Here is a 14,053-nt window from a genome sequence, read left to right as displayed (position 1 = left end):
CCCCGTCACCCGTTTCCACCACCCTCACGGCGGACCCGTAGCACTGCGCGATATGGACGGACGACGTGTTCTACGCCGGCACCATGAGCGGCGGCGCCCCGTCGCCCGTTTCCACCATCCTCACGGCGAATCCGTAGCACTGCGCAATATGGCCGGGCGTCATCACGTCGCGCGGCGCACCCTGCGCGACGATCGTGCCGTCCGCGAGCATCGCGATCGTATCCGCGTGCCGCGCGGCGAGGTTCGGATCGTGGACGATCGCGAGCACGCCGAGCCGCCACTCGCGCGCGACCGTGCGCACGGTATCGAGCAGCCGGTGCTGGTGCGCGAGATCGAGCGCGGCGGTCGGTTCGTCGAGCAGCAGGTAGCGCGGGTCCGGTTCCGCGTCGTCGTCCGGCCACAACTGCGCGAGCACACGCGCGAACTGCACGCGTGCGAGCTCGCCGCCCGACAGCGTCGTCACGTCGCGGCCGACGAGCGCGTCGGCGCCCGCGCGTTCGAGCGCCTGCCACGCGATGTCGCGATCGCGATGCGCGATCACGTGCCGCGCGCCGCCGCGCCGCGCATGCGGATAGCGGCCGAGCAGCACGGTTTCGTCGACGCTGAACGGAAACGCCGGCTGCGCGGCCTGCGGCAGCACGGCGCGCAGGCACGCGAGCCGCGCCGCGTCGATGTGCGCGAGCGGCTCGCCGTTCAGCGTGATGTCGCCGGTCACGCGCACGCCGTTCGGCGCGACGCTGCCGGTCAGTTCGCCCGCCAGGGTCTTCAGCAGCGTGCTCTTGCCCGCGCCGTTGCGACCGAGCAGCGCGGTCACGCGGCCGGGTTCGATCGACAGCGACAGGTCGTGCAGAACGGCGCGGTGCCGGCGGGCGACGTCGAGATGATGGGCAGTCAGCATGATGGGTGCATGAAGGATCAGCCGCCGAGCGCGCCGCGGCTTTTCCACAGCAGCGCGAGAAAGAACGGCGCGCCGAGCAATGCGGTGAGCACGCCGAGCGGAATCTCGGCGGGTGCGGCGACGGTGCGCGCGGCGAGATCGGCGGCGAGCGTCAGCAGCGCGCCGAGCAATGCGGCGCCGGGCAGCACGACGCGCTGGTCGGGGCCGCACGCGAGGCGCACGCAGTGCGGCGCGACGAGGCCGATGAAACCGATGATGCCCGCGCACGACACGAGCGCGCCGACCGCGAGCGCGACCGCGACGAGCACGCGCCGCTTGAGCCGCTGCACGGGCACGCCGAGGTGCAGCGCCTCGGTTTCGCCGAGCTGCAATGCGTTGAGCGCGTCACGGTCGCGCGCGAGCAGCACGCAGCCGATCGCGACGCACGGCGCGACGGCCGCCAGCGCGGACCATTGCGCGCCGCCGAGGCTGCCGAGGCTCCAGAACGTCAGCGAACGCAACTGCGCGTCGTCGGCGACGAACGTGAGCAGGCCGATCGCCGCGCCGACCAGCGCGTTGATCGCGATGCCGGCGAGCAGCAGCAGCGGCAGCGCGAGCCGGCCGCGCGACGCGGCGAGCCGGTAGACGAGCGCCGCGACCGCGAGCGCGCCGGCGAACGCGGCGACGGGCAGCACGGCCGCGCTCGCGTGCGCGGCGAACAGCGCGGGGCCGAGCACGATCGTCGTCGTTGCGCCGAGCGCCGCGCCGCTCGACACGCCGACGAGCCCCGGGTCGGCGAGCGGATTGCGGAACAGTGCCTGCATCGCGGCGCCGGCCGCGCCGAAGCCGCCGCCGACCAGCAGCGCGAGCACGACGCGCGGCGCGCGGATGTCGAACAGCACCGCGCCTGCCTGCCGGGCGGCCGGGTCGCCGCTCAGCGCGGCCCAGGCCTCGGCGAACGGAATGCGGTACGCGCCCACGCACAGCGCGATGACGGACATGACACACACGAGCGCGGCCAGCGCGAATGGTACGAGGCGGCGCGACGCGCCGACGCGCGCGGCGCCGGCACGCGATACGTGTGACCGCGCGGGGAAAGGCGAAGCATGAACAGGCATCGGGACGCTCCGGAATCAGGCGAGCGCATCCGACAGGCGCCGGTGCAGGGTCGTGACGGCGAGCGGCAGGCGCGGACCGAAGCCGAGCAGGAACAGCGCATCGAGCGACACGACGCGCCGCGCGCGGCCGGCCGGCGTCGCGCCGAAGCCGGGCGCGGCGAGCAGCGCGGCGCGTCCGCCGACCGCCGCGAGTCCTTCGTCGGAGATCAGCACGATGTCGGGGGCGGAGGCGGCCAGCGCCTCGGTCGTCAGCGGCTTGTAGTGATCGAAACCCTGCATCGCATTGCGCGCGCCCGCGTAGCGGAGCATCGCGTCGGCGGCCGTGCGCTGGCCGGCGACGAGTGCCTGGTTGCCGGTATGGTTCAGCACGAACAGCACGCGCGGCGGCTGCGCGCCGTCCGGCACGCGCGCGGCGACCGCGTCGCGCGCGGCCTGCCAGTCGCGATCGAAGCGTTGCAGCAGCGCGGTGCCCGCGTCGCGCACGCCGAGCGCCCGCGCGACGCCGGTGATCTTCGCGCGCACCGAATCGACGTCGTGCCGCTCGTCGAACGTCGTGACCGCGACACACGCGCTTCTCACCTGCGCGATCGCGGCGGGCGGGCCGGCCTCCGCCGACGCGAGCACGAGATCGGGCCGTAGCGACAGCAGCCCCTCGGCCGACAGCGCGCGCTGGTAGCCGACCTTCGGCAGGCGCTTCGCGGCGTCCGGGTACGTGCAGGTCGTGTCGGTGCCGACGAGCCGGTAACCGCGCGCGTCGGCGCCGCCGAGCGCGAACGCGGTTTCCGCGAGCGCGCCGCCGATCACGACGATGCGCTTCTGCGCGGCTTGCGGGCGCGCGCGGCCCGGCAGCGCGCCTGCGAGCGCACCGGCCACCGCGCTCGCGAGCACGACGCGGCGTCGCGGCTGGAACGATCGCGCGCTCACCGCGCGTCTCCGCGCGCCGCCGACGGCAGCGTCGCGACGAGCGCGCGCCAGTCGTCGCGTTCGACCTTGCCGGGTTTGCGTTCGCCGAACAGCAGCGCGACATGGTCGCCCTGCCGGTCGAACAGCTCCAGCGACGTGACGATGCCGTCGCTCGTCGGCTTCTTCACGACCCACGCGGCGGCGATCAGGTCCTCGCGCACGTGCAGGTTGAAGCCCGGGTCGAGCACGTTGATCCATGCGCCGACCTCGCGCACGTTCGCGACGGGGCCCGTGTGGATCTGGATCATCCCTGCATTGCCGACGAACACCATGATCGGCTGGCCGCTGCCCGCGGCCCGTTCGAGCACGTGACGCAGCGCGCGCGTCGCCTCGACCGGATACGCGTACCGCGGATCGGCGAGGCGCAGCGCCTGCATGCGGCTCACGCCGAAGCGCTGCGTGATGCCGAAGAACTGGTGCGTGTCGGTCATCGCGTCCCACGCGGCGCGAAAGCCCGCGACGTCGATCCCGGTATCGGCACGCTCGGGCGTTTTCGGTGCGGCGGGCACGACGTCGAGCCCCGGCTCCTGCGACGTCGCGCGCCAGCGTTCGACGAACGCGTCGTACGCCGCGTGATCGCTGTGCGCGCGCAGGTAGACCTTGTGGATCGCATGACCCTGCGCGTCGAAGAACTGCAAACTCTTCAGCGGACCGTGCGCGGTCTCGTCGTGCACCGCGAACGCGGACGCCCAGTGACGGTAGAAGATGCGCAGGTCGATGTCGCCGAGCGCGAGGCCGACCGGGCCGTCGTGGCTCATCTGCGCATATTCGCCGTCCTTCTCGTGGACGGCCGTGTCGTTGCGCGTGAGCGCCATCACGCGGCCGAGGCGCGGCATTTCCTCGAACATCGCCGGAAAGCGCGCGTCGAGCCGCACCACGTGCTCGCCGACGAACGCGGCGAGCGCCTCGCCTTCGCTGACGCCGAGCGCCTGCGCGACGTCGCGGTTGCGCAGCTGGCGCTCGGCCTTGAGCTTGACGAATGCGTCGCGCAACGCGGCGGACGCGCGGGCCGGCGTGGCCGGCTGGCCGGGAAGGGCGGAATGCATCATGTCGGATTCCTTCAAGTAACGGTTGGGCAGGAACGCGCGATCGCGCGCATCAGAAATCCACTTTCATGCTGACGGCGACGGTGCGGCCGGACGACGTATACGCGTCGAGCACCTGCGAATCGGCGGCGATGCCGCGCACGTCCGACCAGTTCCAGTATTTGCGGTCGAACAGGTTGCGGATGCCGATCGTCGCGCTCACATGCTTGTTGAAGCGGTAGCCGCCGCGCAGGTCGACGACGAACGACGACGGCGGCGCGAAGCACGCCTTGTTCGAGCAGTCGGACTTGTCGATGTCCTTGTCGCGTTTCGCGGCCTGGAACAGCAGGTCGGTCTGCACGAACCAGCGTTCGCCGGGTTCGTAGCGCACGCCGAACACCGCCGAGAACGGATTGACCGTGTTCAGAGGCTGGCTCGCCGCGCCGTCGTTCCGTGTCGAGCCCTTCGTGAACGCCATCGCGGTCTTCAGCGTGATGCCGTTCGGCATGATCCATTCGGCGCGGCCTTCGAGGCCGTGGATGCGCGCGTCGGCGAAGTTCACGTACTGGAACACGAACGGGTCGGTCGGCCGGCCGCTGCCCGCGATCGTCGTGCGCGCGATGAAGTTGCGGTAGCGGCCCGTGAACGCGGCCGCGCTGTAGCGCACCACGCCGTAGCCGGTGCCGGCCTTGCCGCGCAGGCCGGCTTCGAACGTGTCGCTGGTTTCGGGCTTCAGGTTCGGATTGCCGATCGACGTGTAGCCGTACACCGGGTTCGAGAAGCTGCTGTTCACCTGGTCGGGCGTCGGCGCGCGGAAGCCGTGCGCGTACTGTGCATACGGAATCAGCGCGGGCGTGATCTCGTAGAGCACCGCGACGCGCGGCGACACCTCGTTCGCGCTCGTCGACACCGCGGTGCCGGTGAACAGCGGATCGTTGCGCGTCGGGCTCAACCGGTACGTGTCGAAGCGCAGCCCCGGCGTGACGAGCAGGCGGCCATAGCCGACCTGGTCCTGCACGAATGCGCCGAACAGCGTGTAGTCGGTATCGGGAAACGCCTTGTTCGGGAATGCTTCGCCGACGCCCGGCACCGTGCCGTCGCGCAGGTTCGTCACGCGCGACAGGCTGCCGTCGACGCCATACAGCAGCTTGTGCGCGAGCGGGCCCGTCGAGAAGCCGCTTTCGGCGAACGCGGCGCCGCCGAACGTGCGCTCCTTGTACTGGTTGTCGCGCGAGCGCGATTTCAGCGGCGCGCCGCGCGTCTCGAACGCGTATTGATCCTGCTTCGCATCCTGGTAGTAGAACTGAACGTGTGCGTTCTGAAACCAGCGGAATGCGTCGTCGCGGAAGTCGTAGTCGATGCTGAAGCGGTTGCGCTCGAGCCGGTCGTGCGTCGTGAGCCCGAGTGTGCCAGGCGGGTTGATTGCCGACAGCACGTCGGTGCTCACGCGGCGCTGCACGGTTTCCGCGGTGAATTTGATCGTGTCGCGCGCGGTGGGTGTCAGCACGAGCTTGCCGAGCAGCGATTCCGAATAGACGTCCTGCGGGTTCGACGTCGTGCGCAGCGTGCTCGCCGAGTTGTTGCCGCCGCGCGTATCGACTTCGTGGCCGCGGCGGCCGTCGGCGACGATCATCCCCTGCACGCGGTCGTTGCCGCCCGCGGCCGACACCGTCGCGCCGACGCTGCGGTCGGCCGAGTCGTAACCCGGCCGGAGCGAGAAGTAGGTGGGTCTGCCGTAGATCGACAGCAGGTCGCGCGGATCCTTCGTGATGAAGTTCACCGCGCCGGTCAGCCCGTCGCTGCCGTACAGCGCCGACGCCGGCCCGCGCAGGATCTCGATGCGCTTGAGCATGTCGAGATCCGCGTAGTCGCCCCGGCCGGCTTCGAGCGGCCCGAACGAGAGCGCGTTCGGCAGGCGGATGCCGTCTTCCATCAGCAGCACGCGATTGCCTTCGAGGCCGCGGATGTTGATGCTCGAATCGCCGTCGCGGCCGCCGCCGAGCGCGGCGCTGCCGGGGCGGTACGCGGTGCGGCGCACCGTGACGCCCGGCTCGTAGCGCAGCGCGTCCTTGATGTTGGTGGCCTGCTGTTCGTCGAGATCGTCGTCGGTGATCACCGACACGGACGCGGCCGTGCGGCTCGCAGCGGTGGCGGTGCGGGTGGCCGTGACGGTGACGGGGTCGAGCAGCGCCGCATTGCCGCGCGTAGATGCGGCGGCGCTGGTCAGCACGGCAGATGAAGGGTTGGCGCCTTGCGGCGACGGATCGGCATAAGCCGGGGCGGCGGACAGGCCGAACGCGCCGAACAGCGCGGCACAGATCGGCCGCCGCGCCAGCGGATAGCAATGCACAGGTGGTCTCCCATTGACGATGACTAGCCCGAAGGCTGGCTGGGTGACGCGTTCACCTGGCTGGCCCGTTCGCGCGCGGCAGGCGGCGAACGGCGAATTGAAAGGAAATTGAGGATTCGTTCAGTGTAAATGAGAATTATTATCAATACAAGAACGTAAAGCTGGGTCTACGGACGTGCGCCGCCGGCGCGGACCGGACGCGCCGCGCAGGGGCAGATTCGGGAGAAGCGGGCCGGCGCGGGCCCGTTATAGGCGTGTGAGCAGAGGCCCTATGCGAGCGATTCGAGGCGAATCAACAGGTTGCGCGCATGCGCGATGTACGCGTCGTGCGTCGCGCGATCGCCGTGGCCCTCGAAGCCGGCCTGTTCGGCGAACGCGAGCTGCTCGGCGTAGAGGTCGACGAGCGCGCTGCGTGCGTCGGGCGGCAGCGCGCGGATCATCGTGACGAGCAGCAGTTCCTGCGCGCGCAGCATGCCGGACAGCGATTGGGGGTTCATGCCGACCTCCTCGAACGACGCGGCGGCGTGCCGCTCATTTCATAGTAGGTGGTCGGCGCGCGCAGTGGAAATCAGCCGGCGGCCGTCGCCGTCCGTGCGTCGCGCACGACCTGCGCGACGCGTTCGACGAATTCGGCGTCGACGCTCGACAGCGCTTCGCGCTTGCCGTCGGGCATCTCGACCATCAGCCGGTACGTGATGTCCTGCGTGGTCCAGGCGAGATAGCCGACGACGGCGAGCATCACGCCGACGACCAGCGCGGCGCTCGATCCGCCGATGCCGCCGGCGATGGCGGCGACCACGCCGATCAGCGAGATCAGCGACGGCACGAGGCGATTCTTCGGGATCTTGACGACGTCGACGTTGCGGATGTCACGCAGCGGGAAGACCTGCCCGGCGGCCGACAGGCCGTTGCGCGTGACCATCACGCCGCGTTCGTTGAATGCGTTTTCCATCGTATGGTGCGTGGACGAAAACGCGCAGCGTAGCAGACTTCGTTGCCGCGTCAAACGAGACCGAGTGCCGCACGATGCGTGCGGGCCGGCCGCGCTGCGGGCAGTGACGGGTAGCGAGGCGTAACCAGGCGTAACGAGGGGAAGTCAGAACTGCAGCTGGCCGTCGCCGTACAGGCGGCCCGGCACGTGCGACGCGACGACCTCGGCGATCTCTTCGTCGGTCGATTCGGCCGGCACGATCTGGCGCCGCGCGGGCGCGTCGAGATGCATCGTCCATTCGACGAGCCGGTACGGGCGGCCCCACGGGCGCTGCATCGCCACCGACACGCGGCAGCTCTGGACCGGTAGCGAATGCTGACGCGTCAGAATCGCGTGCAGATGGCTGAAAACGGTATCTTCGATCATCTTGGCCTCCGATCCTGTCTTGCGGGCAGTTGATGGCGGTGCCGTAGTGGGTCTCAAAAAAAAGAAGCCGCCGATGCTCAGGCGGCCAACAGGGGGGGTGAGAGCATCCTCTCAGCCCAGAATTAAGCGAAACTTAAAAGCCCATAAAAAAGCGCCCCGCATGGAGCGGGGCGCTTCGTGCCGTCGTCATCCGCGCGATGAGCGGACGAGTTAAGCGGATGCTTTAGAACTTGTGACGGATACCGACGCGCGCGGCGATCTGGTTCGTCGCACCGTTGCCCGACGTGCTGAAGTAGCTCGTGCTCGAGCCGATCTGCGCCTGCACGTTGTTGCCAGACGCCTTCTGGCCGATGACCAGCGCGTACACGTCCGTACGCTTGCTGAGTGCGTAGTCGAGGCCGAGGTTGCCCTGGTTCCAGTGTGCCGAGTTGCCGCTTTGCGTGGCGTTCGTGTACGTGTAGCCGACGGCTGCCGACAGGGCCGGCGTGATCGCGTACTTCACGCCTGCTTCATACGCGTTGTAGAACGTGCCCGATGCGCCAGCCGCGATCGGGGTGAACTGCGTGCGCGTCCAGAGCAGCCATGCCGTTGCCGGGCCGAAGATGTAGCGGCCACCGACGCCGTACGTGCGCAGGTCGCGGATGTTCGTCAGCGCGATGTTCGCGATCGACGTCGAGAATGCCGGCGTCGACTGGCTCGGGAAGCGGATGTCCGTGTAAGCGGCGCCGAGCGCGAACGGGCCGTTCGCGTAGTTCAGGCCGAAGCTGTATGCGCGCGACGAACCGGCCGTCGTCGTGGTGCCCGTCGTGGTCGACGGTGCGCCTGCGAAGTCGGTCGAGTTCGAGAAGCCGTACAACGCGCCGAACGTGAAGCCGGCGTAGTTCGCGCTCTGGAACTTCACCGAGTTGTTGATGCGGCTCGACGTGAGCTGGTCGACGTCGTTCACGTGGTACGCGTAGTTACCCGCGACCGTGTTGCCGCCCGTCGAGTAGTTCGAGCCGAGGATGTCGGTCGAGAACGAGTACTGACGGCCGAACGTGACCGTGCCGTATTGCGCCTGGCTCAGGCCGACGTACGCTTGACGGCCGAAGATCGCGCCGCCCTGGCCGATCGTGCCGTTGCCGCTGTTGAAGCCGTTTTCGAGCACGAAGATCGCCTTCAGGCCGCCACCGAGGTCTTCGGTGCCGCGCAGGCCCCAACGGCTGCCCTGGGCCACGCCGTCGTCGTACTTGAACAGCTTGCCGCTGCCGCCGTTCGCGGTCTTGCTGTGGTTCACGTAGCTGATACCGGCATCGATGACACCGTACAGGGTCACGCTGCTTTGTGCGTGCGCCGTGCCAGCCGTTGCTGCGAGGATGGCGATGGTCAACAGTTTCTTGTTCAAAGGATTCTCCGAGCGAATAAATGGCGTGTCCAGTTGCGGTTCCGGCGCTCTCTATGGGCGCTTTCACGGACCGGTCGCAACTTTATCGGCGGGCCACGTAATGAATGTGACAGGCTTGTCATATTACGAATCTGTGGTGCCGATGCGACATTGGATTCTGCCCGGTTGTACAGCAGGGAGTTATACCGATTCCGCCTGAGATTCGATCGGAGTGAGGAATATGCACATGAAATAAGCTTGGTTGGTGCCGGTCCGGCCCCGTGCCACGATGCGCGCTTCAACAACGACACGGGACAAGAGGACACCATGCGACGTTCGATCCTGACCGGCCTCGGCGCGCTTGCCGCGGCGCTGGCCTTTGCCGCGCCCGGCGCGCACGCCGATTCCCAGACGCTGAAGATCGGCACGATGAGCGGCCCCGACGCGCAGATCTGGACCGAGGTGACGAAAGTCGCCGCACGCGAAGGGCTCGCGATCAAGGTCATCGAATTCAACGACTACGTGCAGCCGAACGCGGCGCTCGATGCGGGCGACCTCGATGCGAACGGCTTCCAGCACCAGCCGTTCCTCGACAGCCAGATCAAGCAGCGCGGCTACAAGATCGTCAACGTCGGGCTGACCTACACGGCGCCGATGGGCTTCTATTCGAAGAAGCTCAAGTCGCTGAAGGACTTGCCGGCCGGCGCGAAGGTCGGGATCCAGAACGATCCGTCCAACGGCAACCGCGCGCTGCTGCTGCTGCAGAAGTACGGCGTGATCAAGCTGAAGCCGGGCGTCGGCAGCAACGGCGTGAACGCGACGCCGCTCGACATCGCCGAGAACCCGAAGAAGATCAAGATCGTCGAACTCGACTCCGCGCAGTTGCCGCGCGCGCTGCCCGATGTCGACGCCGCGTCGATCAACACCGACTACGCGGTGAAGGCCGGGCTCACGCCGGTGAAGGATGCGATCGCGATCGAGGATCTGCGCGGGCCGTACGCGAACCTGATCGCGGTGCGCGCGCAGGACAAGGACAAGCCGTGGGTGAAGAAGCTCGTCGCGGCCTATGAATCGGACGACGTGCGCAAGTTCATCGACCAGAAGTTCGGCGGCGCGATCGTGCCGGCGTTCTGAACGCTGCGCCCGGCTGCTCCCCGGCCACGTCGCCGGGCATGCCGCCGGACCGAAAAGCAAATCGCCCGCGCAAGCGGGCGATTTCGTTGGTGCGCGTCGCGATGCGGCGCGCGGGCCGGCCGTTCAGGCGGCCCGGACCGGAGGCGACTCAGGCCGACAGCAGCGACCCGGTGCGGATCGGGTTCGCGCCGGCAATCCGCGCGACTTCCATCCCGGCGGTCGCGAAGCGCACGATCTGGCGCGCGTACAGCACGCCCGACACGCTGCTCTTCAACGTGATCACACGATCGGTCAGCGGATCGACGATGTCGGCGACGTCCTGGCCGGCCTCGATCCATGCGCCGACCGGCGTGCGGAACACGATCACGCCGGACACCGGTGCGACGAGCGGATCGGTGCCCGCGAGCGGTGTGGCCGGATGCGCGAGCGGCGGCAGCGGTGCCGGCGTGCCGTCGATGACGCCGCGCTCGGTCAGGTATTCGACGATCGCCTGTGAGTCCTTCTCCGCGAATTCGTACGACACGTCGCGCTCGCTGCGCAGTTCGACCGTGACGGAAATCGCGCCGTTCGGGATCGGGAAGCGATCGCCGAACCGGTTGCGCAGATCCGACCAGCAGAAACTGTGGATCTCGTCGAACGGGTTGCCGACCGAATTCAGCGCGAGCAGCGACGCCTGCGCGTCCAGGTAGCGCGACAGCGGCTCGACGTCTTCCCACAGATCGGGGTTCGTATACAGGTGCATCACCGCGTCGCTGTCGCAATGCAGGTCGAGCACGATGTCGGCGTCGAACGACAGCTTCTGCAGCGCGAGGCGCTGCGATTCGAGCTCGGTGCGCGGCTTCTGTTCGTCGAGCGCCTCGCGCATCGCGGCGCGTACCGCGGCGAGGTTGCGCTGCGCGTCGTTCGTCAGGCGGCCTTCGATGCGCGGCAGCACGAGCGCCGCGAGATCGTAGAAATTGCGGTTGAAGTTCTGCATCGAGCCGAGCTCGAAGCGGCCGAGGTGATCGCCGAACACGTGCTGCGACAGGCCGATCGGGTTCGGCACGGGGACGATGACCACTTCGCCGCGCAGCTTGCCGGCCGTCTCGAGCGCGGCGATCTTGCGGCGCAGCAGCGCGGCGACCAGCATGCCGGGCAGTTCGTCCGCGTGCAGCGACGACTGGATGTAGACCTTCTTGCCGCCGCGCGGGCCGTAGTGGAAGCTCGTGATCTGGCGTTCGGTGCCGATGGCGGGGGAAATCAGCGGATGGGTCTGCGTTTGCATGATGAGGGGAGGGCGGCGCAGCCGCGAGTGATCCGGTATGCGTGGAAGATCGATTGTACGTTGCCTTCCGCGAACCTATCAAACCGCGCGCCGACCATGTCGATTTCCTTTACGAATCATCGGGTTGGCGCGTAAAAAATAACGGCGCCGCAGCCCTTCGCCCCCGCGTGTCGCGCGGCCTTTCGCCGCGCGCGAGCAAAAAAAACGGGCTCCTTTGAACTGCACCCCAAAAGTTGGACTAGATCCAATCTTTGGGGTGTTTTTCATGACGAAGTACGACGAACGTTTCCGGCATCGAGTGGTTCAGGCGTATCGCATCAAGCTCAAATTAAATGGGCTGAGTCCCGTGCAATACAGAACTCAGCCCTCGGCCGCCTAGGCTTCAACCGTCCAACTTCGTGGGGTCAGTTCACTTGCGGAGCCCGTCTGCGCGGTCGCGAAGCGCGCGTTGCGCGGTGTTACTTGCCGTACACGTCGAAATCGAAGTACTTCTTCGCGATCTTGTCGTACGTGCCGTCCTTGCGCATGCCGGCGATCGCGCCGTCGATCTTCGCCTTCAGGTCGGTGTCTTCCTTGCGCAGGCCGATGCCGGCGCCGTTGCCGAGCGTCTTCGGATCGTCGATGTCCTTGCCGGCGAAATCGAAGTTCGCGCCGCGCGGCGTCTTCAGGAAGCCGATTTCAGCCTGCACCGCGTCCTGCAGCGCGCCGTCCAGACGGCCCGAGATCAGGTCGGCGTAGACCTGGTCCTGGTTCTGGTAAGGCACGACGTTCACGCCCTTCGAGGCCCAGTACGTCTTCGCGTAGGTTTCCTGGATCGTGCCCTGCTCGACGCCGACCGACTTGCCCTTCAGCGATTCGGCCGTCGGCATCAGGCCGGCGCCCTTCTTCGCGACGAGGCGCGTCGGCGTGTTGAACAGCTTCGACGAGAACGCGATCTGTTCCTCGCGTGCCGGCGTCATCGACATCGACGACAGGACGCCGTCGAACTTGCGAGCCTTCAGTGCGGGGATCATCCCGTCGAAGTCGTTCTCGATCCACACGCATTTCGCGTTGATGCGGCGGCAGATTTCGTTGCCGAGATCGACGTCGAAGCCGACCACCTTGCCGTCAGCCCCTTTCGATTCGAAAGGCGGGTAGCTTGCGTCGACGCCGAAGCGTACGGTCGTCCAGTCCTTCGCGTATGCAGTGCCGGCCGATACGGCGAGCAGGGCCACGGTCACAGCCGCAAGAATCTTTTTCACTCGGTGACTCCTCGTTTTGTTCGATGGGTGCGCGGTTGTGCCGCGCCGTAAGCCTTCGGCCCGGCGCGGCTTCGCGTCGGACTGTCCGTTTCGCTGCCCGATGCGGGCGCGCGACGTGCGCAAGATTATCAAGACAAAATACCGGCAGGGCGCCTAGGACAAGCCCCGATACCGGACCCGACGGCCGCGCGCGTGGCGCGTGACCGTTTCAGAGGAAGGAACGATTCAACCTAGCGTTTCGTTGACCGCGCGCTGCAGGCAGGTGACGAATTGCGATACCGCCGGCGTCGGCAGCAGGTCGCGGCGCGCGATGATCGACAGGTCGAAGCGCGGCATGCTTTCGTCGAGATCGGCCGTGCGGATCCCGAGCGGCGCCACCATCGCGGCCAGCGGGCGCGTGAAGCAGCCGATCACGTCGGAGCGGGCGACGAGCCCGAGCGTCACCGCGAACGACATCGGCGAGCGCAGCAGGCGCTTCGGCAGCGGCAGCCCGCGCGCCTCGAACATCCCGACCATCACGCTGTGCGGAAACTGCTCGGCGCCGACCGTGACGATCCATTCCGCGTCGAGCAATTCCTCTAATCGGCGCGCGTGCGCGAGCGGGTGACCTTCGCGCATCACGACGGTGAACTCGGTCGACAGCAGCGGGACCTGCGTGAAATCGCGGTCGAGCGCGGGCACATGGTGCATCGCAGCGATGTCGAGCGTGCCGTTGCGCAGCTGCGCGAGCGCGTCGGGCACCGTCACTTCCTCCAGATGCAGGTTCACGTTCGGCATCGACCGGCGGAAGGCGGTGACCGCGTGCGGCAGCGCGGTCAGCGCGATCGACGGCATCGTGCCGACCGCGACGCGCCCCGACATTTCCCCTTTCACCTGCTCGACGGCCTCGACGGTGCGGCGCATGTCGCCGAGCAGCTGCTCGGCGCGCGGCAGCAGCGCGTGGCCGCACGCGGTCAGCTCGACGCCGCGCACGCTGCGCACGAGCAGTTCCGCGTTCAGCGCCGTTTCGAGTTCGCGGATCGTGTGCGTGATCGCGGGCTGGGTGACGCCGAGCTCGCGCGCGGCGGCGCGCAGGCTCTTGTGATGCGCGGCGGAGACGAAGGCCTGGAGCTGCGCGATGTTCAGGTGGTTGCGGATGCGGGTCATCGATCGGTTCGGATCTGGCGGCGGGCCGGGGCGCCGGCGCGAAGATCGATAGGGTAGCGCGAGGTGACGGCGGGCGCGGGGCGGAACAAAAATCTCGCGGCGGTGCGCGGCACAGTTTCGCCGTGTCCGGCGGTAAACCGATCAGGATTGCAGATGATGTTGCGTGCGTGTTCGAGATGCCGTCGATGTATGCCGCGATACGACATCATCGCGTT

14 protein-coding genes and 1 pseudogene are annotated in these 14,053 nt (G+C 68.0%); 2 read left to right on the top strand and 13 right to left on the bottom strand.

Translation table 11 applies throughout. The features are described from left to right. Window positions 1-70: 70 nt before the first annotated feature. The 9 genes from PL79_RS00870 to PL79_RS00830 all read right to left on the bottom strand — a co-directional run bounded on the left by PL79_RS00870 (window position 71) and on the right by PL79_RS00830 (window position 9,074). Window positions 71-946 (bottom strand): heme ABC transporter ATP-binding protein, encoded by an 876-nt coding sequence (locus tag PL79_RS00870; protein WP_442861517.1) that lies wholly within the window; start codon window positions 944-946, stop codon window positions 71-73. Further along, on the bottom strand, window positions 916-1,995 hold the full coding sequence (locus PL79_RS00865; RefSeq protein WP_044849047.1) for a FecCD family ABC transporter permease: 1,080 nt from the start codon (window positions 1,993-1,995) through the stop codon (window positions 916-918). Before PL79_RS00865 ends, PL79_RS00870 begins: the two co-directional genes overlap by 31 nt. Before the next feature lie 15 nt (window positions 1,996-2,010). Further along, the gene (locus PL79_RS00860) at window positions 2,011-2,919 is read right to left on the bottom strand and encodes a heme/hemin ABC transporter substrate-binding protein (RefSeq protein ID WP_044849046.1); all 909 of its coding nucleotides are present in this window, start codon (window positions 2,917-2,919) and stop codon (window positions 2,011-2,013) included. After that, entirely contained in the window at window positions 2,916-4,007 is a 1,092-nt protein-coding gene (locus PL79_RS00855; RefSeq protein ID WP_044849053.1) for a hemin-degrading factor, read from the bottom strand. The genes PL79_RS00860 and PL79_RS00855 overlap by 4 nt, the downstream gene beginning before the upstream one ends. Before the next feature lie 49 nt (window positions 4,008-4,056). Next, window positions 4,057-6,333 (bottom strand): TonB-dependent hemoglobin/transferrin/lactoferrin family receptor, encoded by a 2,277-nt coding sequence (locus PL79_RS00850; RefSeq protein WP_044849045.1) that lies wholly within the window; start codon window positions 6,331-6,333, stop codon window positions 4,057-4,059. Between the two features lie 269 nt (window positions 6,334-6,602). After that, entirely contained in the window at window positions 6,603-6,830 is a 228-nt protein-coding gene (locus PL79_RS00845; protein ID WP_044849044.1) for a hypothetical protein, read from the bottom strand. A 71-nt stretch (window positions 6,831-6,901) separates the two neighbouring features. Next, window positions 6,902-7,285, bottom strand: coding sequence for a DUF6232 family protein (locus PL79_RS00840; protein WP_044849043.1), 384 nt, complete (start codon window positions 7,283-7,285; stop codon window positions 6,902-6,904). 144 nt (window positions 7,286-7,429) lie between these two features. Further along, window positions 7,430-7,690 carry a DUF2866 domain-containing protein gene (locus tag PL79_RS00835; protein WP_044849042.1) on the bottom strand — a complete coding sequence of 87 codons (261 nt, stop codon included), beginning with the start codon at window positions 7,688-7,690 and terminating at the stop codon, window positions 7,430-7,432. Window positions 7,691-7,913: 223 nt separating this feature from the next. After that, window positions 7,914-9,074 carry a porin gene (locus tag PL79_RS00830; RefSeq protein WP_044849041.1) on the bottom strand — a complete coding sequence of 387 codons (1,161 nt, stop codon included), beginning with the start codon at window positions 9,072-9,074 and terminating at the stop codon, window positions 7,914-7,916. A 306-nt stretch (window positions 9,075-9,380) separates the two neighbouring features. Between PL79_RS00830 and PL79_RS00825 the strand changes: the two genes are divergently transcribed. Next, window positions 9,381-10,187 carry a MetQ/NlpA family ABC transporter substrate-binding protein gene (locus PL79_RS00825; protein ID WP_044849040.1) on the top strand — a complete coding sequence of 269 codons (807 nt, stop codon included), beginning with the start codon at window positions 9,381-9,383 and terminating at the stop codon, window positions 10,185-10,187. Window positions 10,188-10,335: 148 nt separating this feature from the next. On the opposite strand, the gene PL79_RS00820 is transcribed toward PL79_RS00825, so the two are convergent. Continuing rightward, window positions 10,336-11,451, bottom strand: a complete 1,116-nt coding sequence (locus tag PL79_RS00820) for a succinylglutamate desuccinylase/aspartoacylase family protein (protein WP_044849039.1) — start codon at window positions 11,449-11,451, stop codon at window positions 10,336-10,338. Window positions 11,452-11,764: 313 nt separating this feature from the next. Here PL79_RS00820 and PL79_RS37105 point away from each other — a divergent pair. Further along, window positions 11,765-11,830, top strand: a pseudogene (locus tag PL79_RS37105) (IS3 family transposase); the annotation flags it as partial. Window positions 11,831-11,909: 79 nt separating this feature from the next. On the opposite strand, the gene PL79_RS00815 reads toward PL79_RS37105, so the two are convergent. The 3 genes from PL79_RS00815 to PL79_RS00805 all read right to left on the bottom strand — a co-directional run bounded on the left by PL79_RS00815 (window position 11,910) and on the right by PL79_RS00805 (window position 14,047). After that, window positions 11,910-12,692, bottom strand: coding sequence for an ABC transporter substrate-binding protein (locus PL79_RS00815; protein WP_044845853.1), 783 nt, complete (start codon window positions 12,690-12,692; stop codon window positions 11,910-11,912). Window positions 12,693-12,917: 225 nt separating this feature from the next. Then, window positions 12,918-13,838 (bottom strand): LysR substrate-binding domain-containing protein, encoded by a 921-nt coding sequence (locus PL79_RS00810; RefSeq protein WP_044845852.1) that lies wholly within the window; start codon window positions 13,836-13,838, stop codon window positions 12,918-12,920. Then, window positions 13,835-14,047, bottom strand: a complete 213-nt coding sequence (locus PL79_RS00805; RefSeq protein ID WP_135800924.1) for a hypothetical protein — start codon at window positions 14,045-14,047, stop codon at window positions 13,835-13,837. Before PL79_RS00805 ends, PL79_RS00810 begins: the two co-directional genes overlap by 4 nt. Window positions 14,048-14,053 lie beyond the last annotated feature (6 nt).

Origin of the sequence: Burkholderia sp. USMB20 (assembly GCF_000949135.2) — a bacterium.
Lineage (GTDB): Bacteria > Pseudomonadota > Gammaproteobacteria > Burkholderiales > Burkholderiaceae > Burkholderia.
Note: the sequence above shows the minus strand (reverse complement) of the source record. Positions and strands in the feature narration are given on the sequence as shown.

What these genes read in the sequence shown, in the direction of transcription:
- PL79_RS00865 (WP_044849047.1), bottom strand. Translation starts at nt 1,995, where the DNA reads ATGCCTGTTCATGCTTCGCCTTTCCCCGCGCGGTCACACGTATCGCGT.
- PL79_RS00840 (WP_044849043.1), bottom strand. Translation starts at nt 7,285, where the DNA reads ATGGAAAACGCATTCAACGAACGCGGCGTGATGGTCACGCGCAACGGC.
- PL79_RS00835 (WP_044849042.1), bottom strand. Translation starts at nt 7,690, where the DNA reads ATGATCGAAGATACCGTTTTCAGCCATCTGCACGCGATTCTGACGCGT.
- PL79_RS00845 (WP_044849044.1), bottom strand. Translation starts at nt 6,830, where the DNA reads ATGAACCCCCAATCGCTGTCCGGCATGCTGCGCGCGCAGGAACTGCTG.
- PL79_RS00820 (WP_044849039.1), bottom strand. Translation starts at nt 11,451, where the DNA reads ATGCAAACGCAGACCCATCCGCTGATTTCCCCCGCCATCGGCACCGAA.
- PL79_RS00825 (WP_044849040.1), top strand. Translation starts at nt 9,381, where the DNA reads ATGCGACGTTCGATCCTGACCGGCCTCGGCGCGCTTGCCGCGGCGCTG.
- PL79_RS00805 (WP_135800924.1), bottom strand. Translation starts at nt 14,047, where the DNA reads ATGATGTCGTATCGCGGCATACATCGACGGCATCTCGAACACGCACGC.
- PL79_RS00810 (WP_044845852.1), bottom strand. Translation starts at nt 13,838, where the DNA reads ATGACCCGCATCCGCAACCACCTGAACATCGCGCAGCTCCAGGCCTTC.
- PL79_RS00855 (WP_044849053.1), bottom strand. Translation starts at nt 4,007, where the DNA reads ATGATGCATTCCGCCCTTCCCGGCCAGCCGGCCACGCCGGCCCGCGCG.